This window comes from Pseudomonas alliivorans (genome assembly GCF_017826695.1).
Taxonomy (GTDB): domain Bacteria; phylum Pseudomonadota; class Gammaproteobacteria; order Pseudomonadales; family Pseudomonadaceae; genus Aquipseudomonas; species Aquipseudomonas alliivorans.
The window spans coordinates 225,079-243,435 of sequence record NZ_JAFFZW010000003.1; the positions used below are offsets into that span (position 1 = coordinate 225,079).

Sequence of the window (18,357 nt, forward strand, 5' to 3'; positions counted from 1 at the left end):
GTCAACGCTGAAGCTGTCCGGCTGAGCTGTTATTATCCGTCGCATCTACCCAGTACGGATCGTTCAATGTCTTCTCGCGAAATCCTCATCGCTACCCGCAAGAGCGCGTTGGCCCTCTGGCAGGCCGAATATGTCAAAGCACGTCTGGAAAAAGCCCACCCCGGCCTGGTCGTGACGCTGGTGCCGATGGTCAGTCGTGGCGACAAGCTGCTGGACTCGCCATTGTCGAAAATCGGCGGCAAGGGGCTGTTCGTCAAAGAGCTCGAAACAGCGCTTCTTGAAAATGAAGCGGACATCGCCGTGCACTCGATGAAAGATGTGCCGATGGATTTCCCTGATGGCCTCGGGCTGTTCTGCATCTGCGAGCGCGAAGACGCCCGCGATGCGTTCGTGTCCAACACCTTTGCCAGCCTGGAAGCACTCCCCGCCGGGAGCATCGTCGGGACGTCCAGTCTGCGTCGCCAGTCCCAGTTGCTGGCACGTCGTCCCGACCTGAAAATCCACTTCCTGCGCGGTAACGTCAACACGCGCCTGGCCAAGCTGGACTCGGGGGAATATGACGCGATCATTCTGGCCGCGGCCGGTCTGATCCGCCTCGGGTTCGAAGACCGCATCACCTCGGCGATCAGCGTGGAAGACAGTCTTCCTGCCGGTGGCCAGGGCGCGGTAGGCATCGAATGCCGCAGCGTCGATGCGCAGATTCATGCCCTGCTTGCGCCCTTGCATCACGAGGATACCGCGGTACGCGTGATTGCCGAGCGCGCAATGAACAAGCACCTCAATGGTGGCTGTCAGGTGCCGATTGCCTGCTACGCCGTGCTTGAGGACGATCAAGTCTGGTTGCGCGGCATGGTTGGGGACCCCTCCGGCAGCCTGTTGCTGCGCGCAGAAGCCCGAGCCCCGCAGACTGCCGCACAGGCTTTGGGTGTCGAGGTTGCCGAAGCGCTACTGGCTCAGGGGGCCGCCAAAATCCTCAAGGCCGTCTACGGCGAGGCTGACGACAAATGAGCAACTGGCGTCTGCTGCTGACCCGTCCTGCCGAGGAATCGGCGGCGCTGGCCAGGACTCTGGCCGACGCCGGTATCTTCAGCAGCAGCCTGCCCCTGCTTGAAACCGAGCCGCTGACGTTGACGCCAGCTCAGCGCTCGATCATTTTCGAGCTGCTCAATTACTGCGCTGTCATTGTCGTGAGCAAGCCGGCTGCCCGTCTGGCCATCGAACTGGTCGACGAAGTCTGGCCCCAGCCGCCGATCCAGCCCTGGTTCAGCGTCGGCGCGGCGACCGGACAGATACTGATCGACTATGGTCTGGATGTCAGTTGGCCCGAGCAGGGTGATGACAGCGAAGCCCTGCTCGATCTGCCGCGATTGCAGGCCGCAATTGCCGTACCGGGAAGTCGTGTGCTGATCATGCGTGGCGACGAGGGGCGCGAGCTGCTGGCCGAGCGTTTGCGCGAACAGGGTGTGACAGTCGATTACCTGCCGTTGTACCGTCGCTATCTGCCACAGTACCCGGCATCGGTACTGCCGCAGCGTGTCGAGTTGGAACGCTTGAACGGGCTGGTGGTCAGCAGTGGGCAGGGTTTTGAACATCTGCTCGCGCTCGCAGGTGAGCGCTGGCCAAGTCTGGCAGGTCTGCCGTTGTTTGTACCCAGTCCCCGAGTGGCCGAGATGGCTCGTGCTGCGGGGGCTCTGAATGTGATTGATTGCCATGGCGCGAGCGCCGGGGCACTGCTGGCAGCGTTGCGGGATCGACCTCAGCCTGCCGTCGAGGCGTATTGATCGACTTTTTGTCGTTTACGCTATTACGCCAACATGCAAAGGATGGGATACGTGAGCGAAACTGCCTTGCCTAAAGACGATGAATCGGTAGTCAAAACACCGGCCTCCACCCCTGATCCCGTGCGCCCCGAGCGTTCGGGCAATCGCAGCAGCGGCCTGGTGATCCTTGCCCTGTTGCTGGGAATCGCAGGCGTGGCCGTTGCAGGCTGGGGCGTTTGGCAACTGCGCATGTTGCAGGCCGGGCATCAGCAGCAGCGTGGTGAGGTTCAGGACATCGCCGAACAGACCCTGGCGCTGGCGCAGAGTGACCAGCAACTGACGGCTCGTCTCGCGCAGTTTCCGCCTGCCGATCAGCTTGAAGACAGCCGTCGTCTTGTGGCGCAACTGCAGGGCGACCAGCAGCGTCTGAGCCAGCGTCTGGAGACGGTCCTTGGTGCCAGTCGCAAGGACTGGCGTCTGGCCGAGGCCGAGCACTTGCTGCGTCTGGCCAGCCTGCGTCTCTCTGCACTGCAGGACATCAACAGCGCCGAGGCGCTGGTGCAGGGTGCCGACGAAATCCTGCGCGAGCAGGACGACCCGGGCTCTTTTGCCGCTCGTGAACAACTCGCCAAAAGCCTCGGCGCCCTGCGCAGCATTGAGCAGCCGGACCGTACCGGACTGTTCCTGCAATTGGCCGCGTTGCGTGATCAGGCCGTACAGCTCAATAAGCTGGCGCCTGAATATGAAGACAAGGGCGACACCCTGCCGGGTCTGACCGCCGATGCCAGCGACGACAACACATGGTCGCGCTGGTGGGAGCAGCTTTCCCATTACTTCCGTATCGATTTCAACGCAGACAAAGACATCCGCCCGGTTCTGGCGGGACAGAGTCTTTCTCAGGTCCGTCTGGCCCTGAGCCTGGCGCTTGAGCAGGCGCAGTGGGCGGCGCTCAATGGCGAACCCGAGGTGTATTCCCGTGCGCTGGCCGAGGCCAAAAGCGTCCTGCAGTCCAACTTCAATCAGGACGATCCGCAAGGCAAACTGCTGGGCGCGCGCCTTGATGCTGTCGCCGCTCAGCCAGTGGCCGTCAAGACACCCGATCTGGCGCAGAGCCTGAGTGCCGTTCAGGCCTATCTCGAACGCCGTCACGCGTCGAGTCAGCCTGCCGAGACGATGCGAGGGACCAGCCCATGAAGCGATTCTATGTACTGCTGTTCATTGCCATCGCTGCTGCTGCGCTGATTGGTGTAGCCATCGCCGAGCACTCCGGGTACGTACTGATCGCCTATCAGAACTTCCGCTACGAATCGAGCCTGTGGGCGACGCTGGCGCTGCTGATCGTCTTTCTGCTGGTGATCCTGCTCATCCGTCTGGTTATCAATCTGCTGACCACCTCGGGCGGGGTGGTCAACCCGTGGTCGCGTCGCAATCGTCGCCGCCGTGTGCAGATTGCGATCGAGCAGGGCCAGATGGACCTTGCCGAAGGTCGCTGGTCCAGCGCGCAACGCCATTTGCATCGTGCTGCCGAAGCCGACGCTCACCCGTTGCTCTATTACATCGGTGCCGCACGAGCGGCCAATGAGCAGGGGCGTTACGAGGATTGTGACAACCTGCTTGAGCGCGCCCTGACCCGGCAGCCGCAGGCGGAACTGGCGATTGCGCTGAATCACGCACAGTTGCAACAGGATCGTGGCGACACCGATGGTGCATTGACCACGCTTCAGGCCATGCACGAGCGTCATCCGCATAATCCTCAGGTGCTGCGTCAGTTGCAGCGCCTGTACCAGCAGCGCGGCGACTGGTCGGCGTTGATCCGTCTGATGCCGGAGCTTCGCAAGGACAAGGTGCTGCCACCTCGTGAACTTGCCGAGCTGGAGCGTCGTGCCTGGGGTGAGAACCTGACGCTGGCGGCCTATCGGGAAGAAGGCGAGGGCGCGTTGACCGGTCTGCCCTCTCTTGAAAAAGCCTGGCAGGGCCTGTCCTCCGCACAGCGTCAGGAGCCACAACTGATACTGGCGTATGCCGACCAGTTGCGTCGTCTCGGTGCCGAGGCGCAGGCTGAAGAAGTGCTGCGCTCCGCGCTCAAACGTGATTACAACAGTCACCTGGCCCGGTTGTATGGGTTGGTGCGTGGGGGTGACCCTTCGAAACAGCTGCAAACCGCTGAAGGCTGGCTCAAGCACCATCCGGGCGATCCGAGCCTTTTGCTGAGCCTGGGCCGTATCTGTCTGCAAAGTCGGCTCTGGGGCAAGGCGCGTGACTATCTGGAAAGCAGTCTGCGGCTGGAGCGTAACCCTGAGACCTGCGCCGAGTTGGCGCGGCTGCTTGCTCAACTGGGTGAAACCGATCGCAGCAATCAGCTGTTTCAGGAAGGCTTGGGCCTGCTCGACGAGCGCCTGCTGACCCGCCCGCTACCCGCACTTTCCGGCGTCTGACAGTGTGACTGCATGAGCCCTGACAACAGGGCTCATGTTACGAAACACGCATGTTTAAAGTCCGTTCGGGTGAGGTGGGAATATTCCTACCCCAACTCGTTAAGAAGCCCTATCGTCACGTGTGTTGTTTCCACATTTTGCAGCGACGTATCTGTACGGCGTCGCCTTGAAAGCGTCCGGCCCTTTCCTCTACCGTTAACGCCTCGTCTTTTGTTACGGATTTGCCATGCATCTGGCTCGCACACGTTCGTTGTTCTTTCTGGCATTCCTGACCTGTGCGCTGATCATTGCCGCTGTTCTTTATCTGCAACACGCTGTCGGCCTTGACCCTTGCCTGCTTTGCCTGTCACAGCGGGCGGCCATGGTCAGTTGCGGTGTGCTGACGCTGGCGGCAGCCTGTCACTCACCTGGCGCAACCGGCTGGCACCGTTACTGTGTGGCCTTGCTGGTGATTGCGCTCGCTGGCGCGTCCATGGCGGGGGTTCAGGTATGGCTGCAGACCGCTTCGGCGGATGAGCTGATCCCGGTGCTCGCCGCAGTGGAACATGCGCTCGACAGCATCGCGTTGGGCGGGTGGAATGACAGCCTTCGGGGCAACGCTGCGTTCTGTGCTCAGATTACCTGGTCACTGTTCGGGCTCAGTCTTCCGGAGTGGAGCCTGCTGGCATTCGTCGGGCTTGTGATATTGCCGCTGTATCCGCTTCTCAGCGAACTGAGCCTGTGGATATCTACCGGAAGTCGGACAGACTATTAAACGCTTGTATGAACTTTATCTCCTGCGTACCTTGATGGCCTCGTCGAGCGGGCATAATCTGAGCCGCACGCGTCATTGGAAGTATGCTGTCCTGACGCTTTCATCAGGCCACGCCCTTAAAAATCGATTAGGGCTGGCACAGGACCGCATGCCCCTGAAGGGAAGAGAGAACATCATGCTGGAAAGTTGTCAGAATGCTCAGGAACGCTGGGGTGGTGTCAATCTGTTGATTGACCGCTGGTTGGAATGCCGCCGTGAACTGATCAATGCCTACGATGCGTTGGGCGACACGCCCGAGGCGCTCGCAGCCGATCGTGCGGCACTGCAGAACTTTTGCGGGATTCTGGTCGACTACGTTTCGGCCGGTCACTTCGAAGTCTACGAACAGCTTGGCAATGAGGCCAAGGCCTTCAATGACGAGCGCGGGCTTGAGCTGGCAGATACCCTCTACCCACGCCTGAATGTCATCACCGAGCTTGCGCTGGCGTTCAACGACCGGTGTGACAAGGGTGACTGCTCGGACTGCTCCATCGTGGCAAAGGAGTTCAACAAGCTGGGCGGTCTTCTGCATGAGCGTTTCGAGCTTGAAGACTGCCTGATCGAAGTGCTGCACAACTCCCACAAGGAAGAGGCCGCAGCTCAGGCCTGACCTTTTCCTGATGTCCATGGGATCTATCGTTGCCAAGGGTGCTTTTGCACCCTTTCGCGTTTCTGCGGGAGCGGATTACTGCGAAACAGCGATCAGCTCGATCTCGAATACCAGCGGCGTGAACGGATCGATCAGGTCACCTGCGCCCTCTGCGCCATACGCCTGATCCGATGGAATCACCAGCCGCCATTTGGCTCCGGTCGGCATGCCCTGCAGTGCGCTGGTCCAGCCGCTGATCACACTGTCGAGCCTGAACCATTGTGGCTGTGTGCTTTGATCGAAGATCGTGCCGTCCGGCAGACGACCCACATAGCGAACTTCGACCCTGCCATTCACATCCGGCTTCGGCCCGGTGCCCGGCGTGAGTTCCGTCATCAGGATGCCGTCAGCCAGTACCTTGACGCCGGGCTTGGCCTTCTCGCTTTCCATGAAACGCTTTTCGGCACTCAGCGCAGCTTCGGTCGGCGCGTCTGTTCCTGTGGTCTCGGCCTGGGCCATGGCAGCATCGTGCTCGCGCAGGATCTGGTCGATGCGCTCCTGCTTGAGCGCCAGAGGCTTGCCCTGATAGGCCTGTCTCAGGCCCTCTACCAAGGCCTTCAGGTCAAGATCCGGGACTTCCTGATGCAGGCGTTCACCCAGGCTTGCGCCCAGGCTGTAGGCAAGATCGTGGGCATCCGTGTTCGGAGGGGTTTCAGCGGCCTGAGCCAGTGGTAGCAAGAGAAACAACGACGTTAACAGGTAGCGCGACATGGATGCTCTCCGGCCTGGGAAGTCAGCGATTATGCCAGTGCAAGCGCCTGTGGTGACGTGTCTTGCAAGGTGAATTTCGCAGAGGCCTGGAAACGGGCCCGACAATCATTTTTTTCAGCATGCAACAGGGCGCCGATCATGGTGTCAAGATGCCCTAGCGGCGGTGCGAGCAGAAGTCTAGTATGAGCCGCAATTTCGTCAGCCAGGAGGTAAGTCATGTCGGCCAAAAAGAAGCCAGTAAATACTCCGTTGCATTTGCTCCAACAACTATCGGGCAGCTTGCTCGAGCATCTGGAAGACGCCTGCTCACAAGCTTTGGCTGATGCCGAGAAACTGCTCGCCAAGCTCGAAAAACAACGCGGCAAAGCGCAGGAAAAACTGCACAAGTCGCGTACCAAGTTGCAGGATGCCGCCACGGTCGGTAAGGCCAAGGCGCAGACCAAGGCCAAGAGCGCCGTGTCTGAACTGGAAGAATTGCTGGATGCACTCAAGGACCGTCAGACCGAAACCCGTACCTACATTCTGCACCTCAAGCGTGACGCGCAAGAAAGCCTGAAGCTTGCTCAGGGCATTGGTCGCGTCAAGGAAGCAGTCGGCAAGATCCTCACGACTCGCGAAGCCAAGCCTGCTGCACCGGCCAAAGCGGCCGCCGCCAAGCCTGCTGCCAAGACCGTTGCCAAGGCATCGGTAGCCAAAACGGCTGCTGCCGCCAAGGCACCGGTTAAAGCGGCTGCCAAACCTGCTGCCAGAACCGCCGCCAAGCCTGCCGCGGCCAAAGCTCCGGCCAAGGCTGCTGCGAAACCCGCCGCCAAGGCCCCTGCTGCTGCCAAGCCTGTTGCTGCGAAAACAGCAGTTGCCAAATCAGCGCCTGCAAAAACCGCTGCGGCCAAACCCGTTGCCGCCAAGGCGTCGGCCAAGCCTGCTGCTGCGAAACCGGCAGCCTCCAAGGCTGCGGCCGCCAAAGCCCCCGCTGCTGCCAAGCCAGCCGCCAAGGCACCGGCAAAAGCACCTGCCAAGGCTCCGGTAAAAGCGGCGCCCAAGCCAGCCGCTGCCAAGCCTGCTGCAAAACCTGCAGCCGCCAAGCCAGCAGCGACCACCGCGCCTGCGGCCAAGCCGGCAGCAGCGCCAGCGCCTGCAGCTCCAGCCGCCGCGCCTGCTCCGGCAGCTGCCCATGGCGCAACGCCTACCAGCGCCTCCTAAGCGTCGGTGACATCAGCCGCGATGCGCAGCACTTGCAGCGCATCGCGGCTTTTTTGTGTCCTGCTTTCGACGATTCCCGCAAGCCATCCGGCGACATCCTTCCCGTTTGCGTCTGGCCAGGCGTGGGTCAATGCCTCAAGTCGGGTCAGCAGCGTGTGTTCGGCCTCCAGTTCCAATGCCTTGACCCTGTTTCGCAGCTCGCTCAGAACGGCGTCATCCTGAGCCGCGGTCCGCCATTGGGTGCGCACTTCCCGCAGCGGCCGCACGACGTCATCGTGCCAAGGCGTCGCCAACTGTCCGATTTCGGACAATCGTTGCGCATCGCACTCAACCCCGCGCAGTCCCAGCCACACACCACACAATACCGCGCATACGTTGGCCCCGCTGGCCTGTAGCGTCAGGCAGGCCTGCTCCACACCCGGTCGGGCGTAAAAATCCAGGGTGAAACTCCAAAGGTCTGTAGGCATAGTGATCTACCTGTCCGGGACGAAGCTGGTAGACTCCGCCGCCATTATGATTCGACTTCAAAGCCTTACCTTACAGCGTGGTCCGCAACGTCTGCTAGAAGACGCCGAGCTGACCCTGCACGCCGGCCATAAAGCCGGTCTGATCGGTGCCAACGGTGCCGGTAAATCCAGTCTGTTCGCCTTGCTGCGCGGCGAGCTTACGCCCGATGCCGGTGACTGTCTGTTGCCCGCTGACTGGCGCATCGCTCACATGCGTCAGGAGGTCGACACGCTCGAGCGCCTGGGCGTGGACTACGTGCTCGACGGCGACGTGCGTCTGCGCGAGGTTCAGCGCCTGCTGGCTGAAGCCGAAGCGGCGCAGGACGGTGCCGCTCAGGCGCGTCTGCACTCGGAGCTCGACAGCGCCGACGGTTATACCGCCGACGCCCGCGCTCGCAAACTGCTGGCGGGCCTCGGGTTCACCAACGAACAGATGGAGCGTCAGGTCGGCAGCTTCTCGGGTGGCTGGCGCATGCGCCTGAACCTGGCGCAGGCCCTGATGTGTCCATCGGATCTGCTGCTGCTCGATGAACCGACCAACCACTTGGACCTCGATGCGATCCTGTGGCTCGAAGACTGGCTGAAAAGCTATCCCGGCACGCTGCTGCTGATCTCCCACGACCGGGACTTTCTCGATGCCGTGGTCGATCACATCGCGCATGTCGAGCAACGCAAGATCACGCTCTACCGCGGCGGCTACAGCGCATTCGAGCGTGCCCGTGCGGAACGTCTGGCCCAGCAGCAACAGGCCTACGAGAAGCAGCAGGTGCAGCGGGCGCACATGGAAAAATACATTGCGCGCTTCAAGGCCCAGGCCACCAAGGCCCGTCAGGCCCAGAGCCGGATCAAGGCGCTGGAGCGCATGGAAGAGCTGTCCGCTGCGCATGTGGATTCGCCTTTCAACTTCGTTTTCCGTGAGTCCGACAAGATCTCCAGCCCATTGCTGGATCTGTCCGAAGCGCGTCTGGGCTACGGCGATAAGACCGTCCTGGAGAAGGTCAAGCTGCAACTGACGCCAGGCGCACGTATCGGCCTGCTGGGGCCCAACGGCGCTGGCAAGTCGACGCTGATCAAGAACCTGGCAGGCGAGCTCTCCCCTCAGAGCGGCCGACTGGTACGTGGCGAGAACCTGACCGTGGGCTACTTTGCCCAGCATCAGCTTGACTCGCTGGACGCCAAGGCCACGCCGTTGCTGCACTTGCAGCGCCTTGCGCCGACCGAGCGTGAGCAGACCCTGCGCGACTTCCTCGGCGGCTTCGACTTCCGCGGCGCGCGTCTGGACGAGCCGGTACTGAATTTCTCAGGTGGCGAAAAGGCGCGTCTGGCGCTGGCCCTTATTGCCTGGGAAAAGCCCAACCTGTTGCTGCTCGACGAACCCACCAACCACCTGGATCTGGAAATGCGTCTGGCGCTGACCATGGCGCTTCAGGAGTTTGGCGGCGCGGTACTGGTGGTTTCCCACGACCGGCACTTGCTCAAAAGCACCACCGACGACTTCCTGCTTGTGGCTGACGGTCGCGTTCAGGAGTTCGATGGCGATCTGGACGACTACACGCGCTGGCTGGCTGACTATCGATTGCGCAACGCGCCGGTCAGCAATACACCGGTCAACGCCGACAAGACCGACAAGAAAGCCCAGCGTCAGCAGGCTGCTGCCCTGCGTCAGCAACTGGCCCCACACAAACGCGAGGCCGACAAGCTGGAGCGCGATCTGGGCACGCTGCACGAAAAGCTCGCCAAGGTTGAAGAGGCACTGGCCGACAGCGCCAACTACGATGCCGCCAACAAGGACAAGCTGCGCGACCTGCTGGCCGAACAGGCAAAACTGAAAGTGCGCGAGTCCGAGCTGGAAGACGCCTGGATGCAGGCGCTGGAGTTGCTGGAGTCGATGCAGGCCGAGCTGGAAGCCTTGTCGTGATGGAGATGTTGGGTTTGCCGGTCTCCGCTTACTGGGTAGAGCCGATACTGCTGGGCTTGCAAATCCTGCTGATTCTGTTGGCAGGTTATGTACTGCAGCGGGTCGTTGGACGTTTTCTGACCGGTCTGGGCGAGCGCTACCCGTTGCCGCCCGAGCTTCTGGTGCCGGTACGTGGCGGCCTGCGCTGGCTGATCATGGGCAGTGCCTTCGTCTTTGTGCTGGGGCGTCTCGGCGTTTCAGCCACTGTATTGTGGACGGCCTTATCCGGGTTTGTGGCGGTTGCTGCGGTGGCGTTCTTTGCCATGTGGAGTGTGCTGTCCAACCTGCTGTGCGCGATCCTGATCTTCACCATCGGACCGTTCCGCATCGGTGATCTGGTCGAGCTGGTCGACACGCTGGACAAGCCGGGCGTGAAGGGCCGTGTGGTTGCAATCAACCTGATGTTCACGACCCTGATCGAAACACCCGAAGCCGGCGGAGCGCTGGTTCAGGTGCCCAACAGCCAGTTCTTCCAGAAGTCGGTTCGCCGCTGGCGCGGGAGCGAACTGTATCCTCAGGCCACGGTTTCTGCCCCGCACGACGAGCAGGATTAGAAATCATTAGTCACGCGACGGATTACGCACTAATTTAGCGAGCATTCGATGGCGCTTGAGGTGTGTGATGACGTTTGAAACGTGGCTGGGCTTCTTTGCGGCCTGCTGGATTATCAGTCTTTCTCCGGGCGCGGGTGCAATTGCCTCGATGTCCTGCGGCCTGCGCTTCGGTTTTCTGCGCGGCTACTGGAACGCATTGGGGCTGCAAGTAGCGCTCGTCACGCAGATCGCGATTGTCGCGGCCGGACTGGGCGCCGTGCTTGCGGCTTCCGAACTGGCGTTCACCCTGATCAAGTGGTTTGGCGTGGCGTATCTGATCTACCTGGGCGTCAAGCAGTGGCGGGCGCTGCCGATGGACCTTTCCGATGAGTCGGCGGACCGTCCGGCCGGAACACCGATGGAACTGGCGCTGCGTGGTTTTCTGGTCAACATCAGCAACCCCAAGGCGATGGTGTTCATGCTGGCGATCCTGCCTCAGTTCGTCGATCCGGCCGCGCCCATGCTGATGCAGTACGTGATCATTGCGGCGACCATGGTCGTGGTGGACCTGATCGTGATGGCGGGCTACACCGGACTGGCGTCGAAAATTCTGCGCACCTTGAAGACGCCACGCCAGCAGCGTCGTCTGAACCGGACCTTTGCCAGTCTGTTCGTCGGGGCTGCCGGTTTCATCGCGACCCTGCATCGCGCCTGATCAACCCCTTCCCAAGTTCCCAAGCCCTGAAACCTGCACTCAGCGCAGGATTTTCGGGGCTTCGTCTCTTGGCAGGCTGTTCTGTGGCGAAGGTTGCCCGGTGTATTCCACTTCGCCCCGCAGCTGTTCACGCAACTGGCGCGCCACGTCCTCACCAATCGATTTCGAAACGTCGCGGACCACCCTGGGGCGGTTCAGCGAGACTTTGATATCGCGGCTGTTCACCAGCTTGGTGTCCTGGCCCTCACCCATGGCGGTGAAGGCCGAGGTGATTTCGTAAGTGCGCGTGTCGATCAGGCTGAAATCGGCGACCAGGGTCAGCCCCAGCGTGGCCGAGTAGGCGTTGGTGTTGGCGATATCGCCGACGTCCTGCTGGAAGTCGATGTCGGACAGGGTGCCGAACAGCACATAGTCCGCGCCCTTGAAGTTGCCATTCTTGATGCGCTTGATGACGTCGTAGACATCTTCCTTGGCGCCGGCAGTGTATGGCGTGGCCTGCACCAGCTGGAACATCCCGGATTTGATGATCTCGCCCTTGATGTCGCCGCTGAACTTGCGCAGTTCGCTCTGCTCGATGTAGCTGGTTCGCGACTCGTACTCGTCATAGCTCGACGAGCCGCTGGCGCTGTAGTAGTTGGCCTGCATGTTACTGCGAGACGAAACAGTGTGGATGTACTGCTCCACACGTTCCTGAAAAGCCATGTCTGTCACTGCGATTTTTGGCGCAGCGTGCGCTCCGAAAGCGCAGACGATGCCGATAATGCCGATCCATGCGCGCATCTGTTAACGCTCCGTGGTTTTGCGAATTTCTTTCTCGTCCATCCACTCGGCCAGACCGCTTTCGACGTCGACCAGTTGCAGGCTGAATTTGTAAAAGACGTCCTTGTAGTCGCTGCTGCGCTTGACGATGGAACTGATCGAACCTTCCAGGCGGTATTGGGCGGCGATCATGTTGCCGGTCTTGGCGACGGTGTTTTTCTTGTACAGGCCACTCTGGTTCTGCAGCTTGAGCTGATCGACCTGATTCTGCATCTGGTTGTCATCGCTGGCGAAACGGGCGGTGCCGCTTTTCATCAACTGGGTCTTGATCGACGTGGTGATCTCGCGGGTATCGATGTACTCGCTGGTCTTGTTCTTCACATCGTAGACCTGAACCACCGGACGACCTTGCAGAACGCCGGACTGCGCAAGGGAGCGGGTCATGCTTTCGGCGATCATCTGCAGGTCGGTGGAGCCGAACTCATTGGTGATCGTCTCGACAGCCTTGGTGTCGCCGTAGCTGATGTTCTTGCTGCCAAGACCCGGCGAGTTGTTGGCACAGCCGGTGACCAGCAGAGCAACAGTGGCGATGGAGCAGAAGCGGGTAAACATATGAAGGTTCTCCAGAACTGGGCGAAAGAGTGGGCCGATCAAGGCGTGTTGATTTCGATACGGAAATCAGTGGCGCGAGGAACCGGCGCGATGGCTGGCAGCACGGTGCTCTGTGAGCCGTACAGCGTCATGCTTTTCCAGCTTTCTTCATCGGCGACAGGGAAGCCGTCATTGCCCAGCCAGGCAAAGCGGTAATACATCATTCGGTTGCGGCTGCTGGTGTTGGTCAGTTGCGCCTTGACGGTCAGAAAACCGTTTTCACGCGCTACGCGCATGGCGCCGACTTCGATGTGTTTGATGTCACCCATCGCCACCACTTTGCTGGCGGCGCTGCCCGGAGCGGGCGGTGGTTGCGTTGCGCAGCCGGCCAACACGGCCAGGCTCAGCGCGCCGAGAATCTTCATGCGCATGGAATATCTCCGATCAAGGTTGTTTGACGGTGGCGAGGGCTTGCGGCACGTTCGACGGCATGACCTGAGCGGCCAGACTGCCCGCATAGACCTGACTGCCCAGCGCCCGCAACGGGATCACCTGATAGCGCTGATCGACATTGACCCGTACATGCGAGCCGCCCAGTGCGTTGGGCAGAATGATCTGGTGTTCGCCGTGCGTCAGGCGCAGGCGCGCCACCAGTGTGTTGTCGGGCAACGTACGCCATGTACGGGTGTCCGCGCCTTCGGTGATGGCCGAGGCGATACCGACGGCCAGGCCGGCCAGCGGGTTGGTGTCATTGATCTGCTTCTGGGCGACGCCTCGGGTAATGGCTCGCACGGTGGTGCGCAGAATGATGCCGGGCATGTCATCGCGCAGGGCACGGCGGGACATGTCAGTGGTGCTGTTGAGCAAGGTCAGGTTCAGTGGTTTCCCGTCCAGGGTAATCTGGTTGAAGGACGGTGTCGTGGTGTCGGGCCTGATGACCGGGAACGACAGCGGCGTGATGACCAGATTGCCGCTGATGGGCAGCGGCAACGGAATGCTCACTGAATCGCGAGCCGGGGCGAAGCCGCTTTGCACAACAATCAGCACGTCACTGTTGCCGTCTTTGCTGGCGGCGGCGTCGAGGTCTTGAAGGGCCTGTTCCAGTAGCGGCGTATTGGGGCGCAATTCTGCGGCCTTGCGATAGCCGGGGGCTGCGAGGCCTTTTTCCCCGAGGGCTTCGTAGACAAAGCCCGACAGGTAATGACTGAACGCACTCTGGTAGCTGTTTTTCAGGCTGACCACTTCCGGTGCATTCAGTGAGGCGACCGGGTAACCGCGCAGGTCCTTGAACTCGGTCTTCACGCCCCGGTTTTCGGCTTCCTGTTCGCTCTTGAGGTATTCCTTGTCACGCAACTCGGCGATCACGGCTTCGCGCTCGTGCGTCTTCTTGATCTCGGTGCGGGCGCCATCGAAATCGTTGCGCGCCAACTGGTTGAGCGCCATCTGGGTGGTCAGCATGACTTTTTCATAGTCATAGCCTTCGTAGCGACGCACCTTGTCGTTGATCAGGAAGCTGCCGAACTGGGCCAGGTATTTGTCGGTATCGAGGCGGACGGATTCTTCCCACTTGAGGACCACTTGATCAGCCGCGCGCCAGGCCGTCTGGCTGCCGGCGAAGTCACCTTTCGCCCGCAGCAACTCGCCTTTCTCGAAGTAATAGAGAAGGTCCTTGTCTTCGCCCGTGTTGTTCTTTTCGAGGTTGCCGATCGCCGCGTCGACATTGCCGGTGGCCAGTTGCTGATTGGTTTCCTTCAACTCGTTGTCGTAGCTGCGAAAGGCAGAACAGCCTGCCAGTTGCACAGCGGAAATCAGCACGAGCGTAGTCAGGGCGCGAGGAGGCATGGACGTTCTATTCCCTTAGATGACAAGCGAGGCGACAAGGCCTGCCGTGGTCGAACAGGCTCTGTTCGAATCATGAGGCCGCTTTGGCTGACTGGATCCAGCAAGCGGGCGCGGGATTATAAGCCGGTAAAACGGTATGACAATGGCTTTTTGATATCGCACGCTGATTACAGGCAATTCCTACCTGGCAGGCGGAGCAAGTCTTACCTTGGCTGCGCAAGGGACCTTCGAATCACATCAGGCACGGCGGGTTTTGTAAAACGCTGTAACAAAAATGCGTCCGGAGTATTGAGTAGCGTCTGTTTGACGTGAACAATGCAACGCATCGCATTCTTATTGAGATTCACCAATGCACCTGCTCTCTCGTTCACTTGTCCGGCTGCTGGCGTCCATGCTGTTGCTCTGCAGCTTCGGTGCGTTGGCCGACCCCGTTGAGGGCGCAGCCCAGGCGCTGCATGTGCTGGATTACCTCAGTGCGGACTATCCGGCGACGGTTGCGGACGGCAAGGTCATCGACGGTGCCGGGTACCAGAAGCAGATCGACGCGTTGAGCGCGCTTCAAAGCCTGATCGTTGCGCTGCCGCAGCGGACCGAACGTGCCGAGTTGGAGAAGGGCGCAGCAGACCTCAAGGGCGTCGTGGACAAACGACAGGACGGCACGCTCGTGGCTCGTCAGGCCAGACAACTGGGTGCAAGGCTGGCGCTCGCCTATGAAGTCAGTCAGGCACCGGCCATCACCCCGGATCCTGCGCGCGGTGCGCCGCTGTACGCGCAGCATTGTTCGGTTTGCCATGGCGACACGGGCGCCGGTGACGGTCCCGCCGGTATTGGCCTTGAGCCAGCGCCAGGAAACCTGCGCGACGCCGCACGACTGGATCGCCTGAGTCTTTACAGCCTTTACAGCGCTACGGGGCTGGGCATTGCGGGCACCGACATGCCAGCCTTCGCCGACCAGCTGGATGACCGCCAGCGCTGGGACATCGCAACCTACATCGCCAGCTTCAGCGCACAACCTGTCGCCAACCCGACCAAGACATTCAATCTGGCGGACCTGGCGCGCCAGACGCCTGCGGAGATTCAGGCAGCCGAAGGCCCTGAAGCTGCGGCCACATTCCGTGCTCAGCGTTCACAGCCACCGCAGGTTCAACGCGGCCCCGCGCAGTTGCTCGACTACACCAGCGCGACCCTGGACAAGAGTCTGGCTGCTTACCGGTCGGGTGATCGCGAGCAGGCTTACGACTTGTCGGTTGCGGCCTACCTGGAAGGCTTCGAACTGGTCGAAAGCTCGCTGGACAACGTCGATGCGGACGTGCGCAAGGACACTGAAAAGAGCCTGATGGCTTATCGTCAGTCGTTGCAGGACGGCCTGCCGGTGGCGCAGGCGGCGCAGAAGCTGGAAGCGGCAAAGGCCAAACTCAAGCAGTCCGCTGACCTGCTGGGCAGCGATGGCCTGAGCCTGTCCTTGAGCTACATTTCCGGTCTGCTGATTCTGCTGCGCGAAGGGCTGGAAGCCATTCTGGTGTTGGCCGCCATTCTGGCATTTCTGCGCAACACCGGACAGCAATCGGCGGTGCGCAGCGTCAACGTAGGCTGGGGCCTGGCGCTGCTGGCAGGCCTTGCAACCTGGGCGCTGGCAGCCTACGTGATCGACGTGAGTGGCGCGCAGCGCGAGCTGCTGGAGGGCGCGACTGCGTTGTTCGCCAGTGTGATGGTGCTGTGGCTGGGTGTGTGGATGCATGACCGACGTCATGCCGCGGCCTGGCAGGATTACGTGAAGAGCAGTCTGGTTGGAGGCGGAGGGCGTTTCGGCTTCGCCGTACTGGCGTTCTTCTCGGTGTACCGCGAACTGTTCGAGGTCATCCTGTTTTACGAGACCCTATGGCTCCAGGCAGGTCCTGCAGGGCATAACGCGGTGCTGGCGGGCGGCGCAACAGCGCTGGTGTTGCTGGTCGGTCTGGCGTGGATCATCCTGCGCGGCTCGGCGAAACTGCCATTGACGCTGTTCTTCGGTATCAATGCAGCCCTGCTGTGCGCGCTTTCGGTGGTGTTTGCCGGTCATGGCGTCAAAGCCTTGCAGGAAGCCGGCGTGTTCGGCACACGGCCAGTGCCGTTCTTCGAATTCGACTGGCTGGGGATTCATGCCGACGCCTACTCGCTCGGCGCGCAGGCTGTCGCACTGACAGCGATTGCAGTGCTCTATGGCCGCAGTCGTCTGGCGGAGAGGCGCAGGCTTCAAATGGCTGATCAGAGGCCGGGCTAAAAAGTACAACATCGTGGGAGGCGGCTGCCGGCGATCGCGTCAGGTCAGGTTGCGAAAGGTTGTCTGACAGGTCGCATCGCTGGCAAGCCGCCTCCCACAGATGTGAATTCATCCAATGAGGCTTGCGTAGAGCGCGGAGCGTAATAACGTCCGTTACGCACCCTGTTCCTGGGTCAGTTCCAGCACGCGATCAACCAGCTTGTTGATGCCGGACGCCGCTTCGCTGATGCTTTTGGCGACCATGTAGGCCGGGGTGCTGACCAGTTTTCGCGCCTCGTCTTCCACGATCTCCGACACGTCACAGTCCTGATGCGCCCCGCCCATTTTGGTGATCGCGGCTGCCGTTTCCGGGTCGTTGCCGATGGTGCAGGTCACGCCCGGACCGTAGATCTTGGCGGCGAGGGCTGGCGTGATGCAGATCAGCCCAACCGGCTTGCTCGCCAGAGCAAAGGCTTCGGCCAGTGCCAGCAGTTCGGCGTTCACCTGACACGCCTGGCCCTGCTGTGCAAAGTCCGACAGATTCTTCGCCGAGCCAAAGCCGCCCGGCACGATCAGTGCGTCGAAATCGTTGACGTCAGCCTCACGCAGGTCTTTCACTTCGCCACGTGCAATGCGTGCCGACTCGACCAGCACATTGCGGGTCTCAGGCATTTCTTCGCCGGTCAGGTGATTGACGACATGGTGCTGCGCGATGTTCGGCGCGAAACACTGCACCTGTGCGCCACGCTGATCGAGGCGCAGCAGGGTCAGGACGCTTTCGTGGATTTCGGCACCGTCATAGACGCCGCAGCCGGACAGGATCACAGCCACTTTCTTTTGCATGATTTCGACTCCCTGGTCATGACGCATCTACCAATGGAACACATTGAGCGTCATCTGTTCAGTGTCGCGTCATGTCGAGGCGGGATCCGGCAGGGAAGGGTGCAGCATTCGGGCGAGGTGTTCTGGCCTGCGCCCGGAGAAATCGACAGGTGTTCAGTCGTCGGATTTTTTCTTCAGGTCCAGCGGGACCTCGACCGGCATGTCCAGATCGGAAGCCGCTGACGATGCGCAGCATTGTCGCTCTGCACGGGCCTCGCGGGCGATGCGGGCATTCTTGATGCGGCGACGCAGCCACAGACCCAGGCCCAGAAGAATCAGGGCACCGAGCACCCAGAGTTCGTATTTCTTGACGTTACCCAGCAGACCTTCCAGCACCGCGCCGAAATGGTACGCCGCCGAGCCCAGCGCTGCGGCCCAGACTGCCGCGCCGATGCCGTTGAGCAGCAGGTAGCGTCCTGGCGGGTAGCCGGACAGACCGATGGCCACCGGCATGACGGTTCGCAGTCCGTAGACGAAGCGAAAGCTCAGCACCCAGATGTCCGGGTGTTTGCGCACGAGCCTCAGCGCCTTGTCGCCCATGAGCTGCCAGCGAGGTTTTCGGGCAAGCAGTTTGCGACCGTGCTTGCGCCCCATGAAGTACCACAGCTGATCGCCCGCGTAGCTTCCGCAGAAGGCCACGAGGATGACGATGTTGAGATCCATGTATCCACGGAAAGCCAGAAATCCGGCAAGAACCAGAATGGTCTCGCCTTCAAAGAAGGTGCCGAGGAAGAGGGCGAAGTAGCCGAACTCATTCAAGAAATTCTGGAGCATTGTCTGGATGC

General features: G+C 61.0%; 19 protein-coding genes. 11 read left to right on the forward strand and 8 right to left on the reverse strand.

Going from position 1 to position 18,357, the window contains the following annotated elements; translation table 11 throughout:
• Window positions 1-66 precede the first annotated feature (66 nt).
• The 6 genes from hemC to rsd all read left to right on the forward strand — a co-directional run bounded on the left by hemC (window position 67) and on the right by rsd (window position 5,598).
• On the forward strand, window positions 67-1,008 hold the full coding sequence (gene hemC, locus JTJ32_RS10165; RefSeq protein WP_210041938.1) for a hydroxymethylbilane synthase: 942 nt from the start codon (window positions 67-69) through the stop codon (window positions 1,006-1,008).
• Window positions 1,005-1,781 carry a uroporphyrinogen-III synthase gene (locus JTJ32_RS10170; protein WP_099228874.1) on the forward strand — a complete coding sequence of 259 codons (777 nt, stop codon included), beginning with the start codon at window positions 1,005-1,007 and terminating at the stop codon, window positions 1,779-1,781. The genes hemC and JTJ32_RS10170 overlap by 4 nt, the downstream gene beginning before the upstream one ends.
• 51 nt (window positions 1,782-1,832) lie before the next feature.
• Entirely contained in the window at window positions 1,833-2,954 is a 1,122-nt protein-coding gene (locus tag JTJ32_RS10175) for a uroporphyrinogen-III C-methyltransferase (RefSeq protein WP_180274355.1), read from the forward strand.
• A complete protein-coding gene (locus tag JTJ32_RS10180; protein ID WP_210041939.1) occupies window positions 2,951-4,195 on the forward strand; it encodes a heme biosynthesis protein HemY in 1,245 nt (414 codons plus the stop codon). The genes JTJ32_RS10175 and JTJ32_RS10180 overlap by 4 nt, the downstream gene beginning before the upstream one ends.
• 226 nt (window positions 4,196-4,421) lie before the next feature.
• Window positions 4,422-4,949: a disulfide bond formation protein B gene (locus JTJ32_RS10185; protein WP_099228871.1), complete on the forward strand. Its 528-nt coding sequence runs from the start codon at window positions 4,422-4,424 to the stop codon at window positions 4,947-4,949.
• 175 nt (window positions 4,950-5,124) lie between these two features.
• Window positions 5,125-5,598, forward strand: coding sequence for a sigma D regulator (rsd, locus tag JTJ32_RS10190; protein WP_099228922.1), 474 nt, complete (start codon window positions 5,125-5,127; stop codon window positions 5,596-5,598).
• A 75-nt stretch (window positions 5,599-5,673) separates the two neighbouring features.
• Here rsd and JTJ32_RS10195 read toward each other — a convergent pair whose 3' ends face one another.
• The gene (locus tag JTJ32_RS10195) at window positions 5,674-6,348 is read right to left on the reverse strand and encodes an FKBP-type peptidyl-prolyl cis-trans isomerase (RefSeq protein WP_210041940.1); all 675 of its coding nucleotides are present in this window, start codon (window positions 6,346-6,348) and stop codon (window positions 5,674-5,676) included.
• Between the two features lie 216 nt (window positions 6,349-6,564).
• On the opposite strand from JTJ32_RS10195, the gene JTJ32_RS10200 reads away from it, so the two are divergent.
• Window positions 6,565-7,548 carry an AlgP family protein gene (locus tag JTJ32_RS10200; RefSeq protein ID WP_210041941.1) on the forward strand — a complete coding sequence of 328 codons (984 nt, stop codon included), beginning with the start codon at window positions 6,565-6,567 and terminating at the stop codon, window positions 7,546-7,548.
• Here JTJ32_RS10200 and JTJ32_RS10205 read toward each other — a convergent pair.
• Window positions 7,545-8,015, reverse strand: a complete 471-nt coding sequence (locus JTJ32_RS10205; RefSeq protein ID WP_210041942.1) for a TIGR02444 family protein — start codon at window positions 8,013-8,015, stop codon at window positions 7,545-7,547. The two genes, JTJ32_RS10200 and JTJ32_RS10205, sit on opposite strands and share 4 nt — an antisense overlap.
• A gap of 46 nt (window positions 8,016-8,061) precedes the next feature.
• Here JTJ32_RS10205 and JTJ32_RS10210 point away from each other — a divergent pair, with 46 nt between their 5' ends.
• The 3 genes from JTJ32_RS10210 (at window position 8,062) to JTJ32_RS10220 (ending at window position 11,259) form a co-directional block, all read left to right on the forward strand.
• Entirely contained in the window at window positions 8,062-9,972 is a 1,911-nt protein-coding gene (locus JTJ32_RS10210) for an ATP-binding cassette domain-containing protein (protein ID WP_122571914.1), read from the forward strand.
• A complete protein-coding gene (locus JTJ32_RS10215) occupies window positions 9,972-10,565 on the forward strand; it encodes a mechanosensitive ion channel family protein (protein ID WP_099228866.1) in 594 nt (197 codons plus the stop codon). The genes JTJ32_RS10210 and JTJ32_RS10215 overlap by 1 nt, the downstream gene beginning before the upstream one ends.
• A 67-nt stretch (window positions 10,566-10,632) precedes the next feature.
• Window positions 10,633-11,259 (forward strand): LysE family transporter, encoded by a 627-nt coding sequence (locus tag JTJ32_RS10220; RefSeq protein ID WP_083183531.1) that lies wholly within the window; start codon window positions 10,633-10,635, stop codon window positions 11,257-11,259.
• 39 nt (window positions 11,260-11,298) lie between these two features.
• Here the strand turns inward: JTJ32_RS10220 and JTJ32_RS10225 are convergent, their stop codons facing one another.
• From JTJ32_RS10225 to JTJ32_RS10240, 4 genes are read right to left on the reverse strand one after another with little or no spacing between them, the layout of a single operon-like run.
• The gene (locus JTJ32_RS10225; RefSeq protein ID WP_210041944.1) at window positions 11,299-12,039 is read right to left on the reverse strand and encodes a penicillin-binding protein activator LpoB; all 741 of its coding nucleotides are present in this window, start codon (window positions 12,037-12,039) and stop codon (window positions 11,299-11,301) included.
• A gap of 3 nt (window positions 12,040-12,042) precedes the next feature.
• Window positions 12,043-12,630 (reverse strand): penicillin-binding protein activator LpoB, encoded by a 588-nt coding sequence (gene lpoB, locus JTJ32_RS10230; RefSeq protein ID WP_099228864.1) that lies wholly within the window; start codon window positions 12,628-12,630, stop codon window positions 12,043-12,045.
• Window positions 12,631-12,668: 38 nt separating this feature from the next.
• Window positions 12,669-13,040 (reverse strand): YcfL family putative periplasmic lipoprotein, encoded by a 372-nt coding sequence (locus JTJ32_RS10235; RefSeq protein ID WP_210041945.1) that lies wholly within the window; start codon window positions 13,038-13,040, stop codon window positions 12,669-12,671.
• Window positions 13,041-13,053: 13 nt separating this feature from the next.
• On the reverse strand, window positions 13,054-14,451 hold the full coding sequence (locus JTJ32_RS10240; protein WP_210041946.1) for a COG3014 family protein: 1,398 nt from the start codon (window positions 14,449-14,451) through the stop codon (window positions 13,054-13,056).
• A gap of 349 nt (window positions 14,452-14,800) precedes the next feature.
• Here JTJ32_RS10240 and JTJ32_RS10245 point away from each other — a divergent pair, with 349 nt between their 5' ends.
• Window positions 14,801-16,711 carry a cytochrome c/FTR1 family iron permease gene (locus tag JTJ32_RS10245; RefSeq protein WP_210041947.1) on the forward strand — a complete coding sequence of 637 codons (1,911 nt, stop codon included), beginning with the start codon at window positions 14,801-14,803 and terminating at the stop codon, window positions 16,709-16,711.
• 153 nt (window positions 16,712-16,864) lie between these two features.
• Here JTJ32_RS10245 and elbB read toward each other — a convergent pair whose 3' ends face one another.
• Both elbB and JTJ32_RS10255 read right to left on the reverse strand, forming a co-directional pair.
• On the reverse strand, window positions 16,865-17,533 hold the full coding sequence (gene elbB / locus JTJ32_RS10250; protein ID WP_210041948.1) for an isoprenoid biosynthesis glyoxalase ElbB: 669 nt from the start codon (window positions 17,531-17,533) through the stop codon (window positions 16,865-16,867).
• A gap of 153 nt (window positions 17,534-17,686) precedes the next feature.
• Window positions 17,687-18,346, reverse strand: a complete 660-nt coding sequence (locus JTJ32_RS10255) for a DedA family protein (RefSeq protein ID WP_099228860.1) — start codon at window positions 18,344-18,346, stop codon at window positions 17,687-17,689.
• Window positions 18,347-18,357: the final 11 nt, after the last annotated feature.

Bases quoted from the DNA above. Each gene is read 5' to 3' on its own strand.
- hemC (WP_210041938.1), top strand. From the start codon at position 67: ATGTCTTCTCGCGAAATCCTCATCGCTACCCGCAAGAGCGCGTTGGCC.
- JTJ32_RS10170 (WP_099228874.1), top strand. From the start codon at position 1,005: ATGAGCAACTGGCGTCTGCTGCTGACCCGTCCTGCCGAGGAATCGGCG.
- JTJ32_RS10180 (WP_210041939.1), top strand. From the start codon at position 2,951: ATGAAGCGATTCTATGTACTGCTGTTCATTGCCATCGCTGCTGCTGCG.
- JTJ32_RS10185 (WP_099228871.1), top strand. From the start codon at position 4,422: ATGCATCTGGCTCGCACACGTTCGTTGTTCTTTCTGGCATTCCTGACC.
- rsd (WP_099228922.1), top strand. From the start codon at position 5,125: ATGCTGGAAAGTTGTCAGAATGCTCAGGAACGCTGGGGTGGTGTCAAT.
- JTJ32_RS10195 (WP_210041940.1), bottom strand. From the start codon at position 6,348: ATGTCGCGCTACCTGTTAACGTCGTTGTTTCTCTTGCTACCACTGGCT.
- JTJ32_RS10200 (WP_210041941.1), top strand. From the start codon at position 6,565: ATGTCGGCCAAAAAGAAGCCAGTAAATACTCCGTTGCATTTGCTCCAA.
- JTJ32_RS10205 (WP_210041942.1), bottom strand. From the start codon at position 8,015: ATGCCTACAGACCTTTGGAGTTTCACCCTGGATTTTTACGCCCGACCG.
- JTJ32_RS10210 (WP_122571914.1), top strand. From the start codon at position 8,062: ATGATTCGACTTCAAAGCCTTACCTTACAGCGTGGTCCGCAACGTCTG.
- JTJ32_RS10215 (WP_099228866.1), top strand. From the start codon at position 9,972: ATGGAGATGTTGGGTTTGCCGGTCTCCGCTTACTGGGTAGAGCCGATA.
- JTJ32_RS10220 (WP_083183531.1), top strand. From the start codon at position 10,633: ATGACGTTTGAAACGTGGCTGGGCTTCTTTGCGGCCTGCTGGATTATC.
- JTJ32_RS10225 (WP_210041944.1), bottom strand. From the start codon at position 12,039: ATGCGCGCATGGATCGGCATTATCGGCATCGTCTGCGCTTTCGGAGCG.
- lpoB (WP_099228864.1), bottom strand. From the start codon at position 12,630: ATGTTTACCCGCTTCTGCTCCATCGCCACTGTTGCTCTGCTGGTCACC.
- JTJ32_RS10235 (WP_210041945.1), bottom strand. From the start codon at position 13,040: ATGCGCATGAAGATTCTCGGCGCGCTGAGCCTGGCCGTGTTGGCCGGC.
- JTJ32_RS10240 (WP_210041946.1), bottom strand. From the start codon at position 14,451: ATGCCTCCTCGCGCCCTGACTACGCTCGTGCTGATTTCCGCTGTGCAA.
- JTJ32_RS10245 (WP_210041947.1), top strand. From the start codon at position 14,801: ATGCACCTGCTCTCTCGTTCACTTGTCCGGCTGCTGGCGTCCATGCTG.
- elbB (WP_210041948.1), bottom strand. From the start codon at position 17,533: ATGCAAAAGAAAGTGGCTGTGATCCTGTCCGGCTGCGGCGTCTATGAC.
- JTJ32_RS10255 (WP_099228860.1), bottom strand. From the start codon at position 18,346: ATGCTCCAGAATTTCTTGAATGAGTTCGGCTACTTCGCCCTCTTCCTC.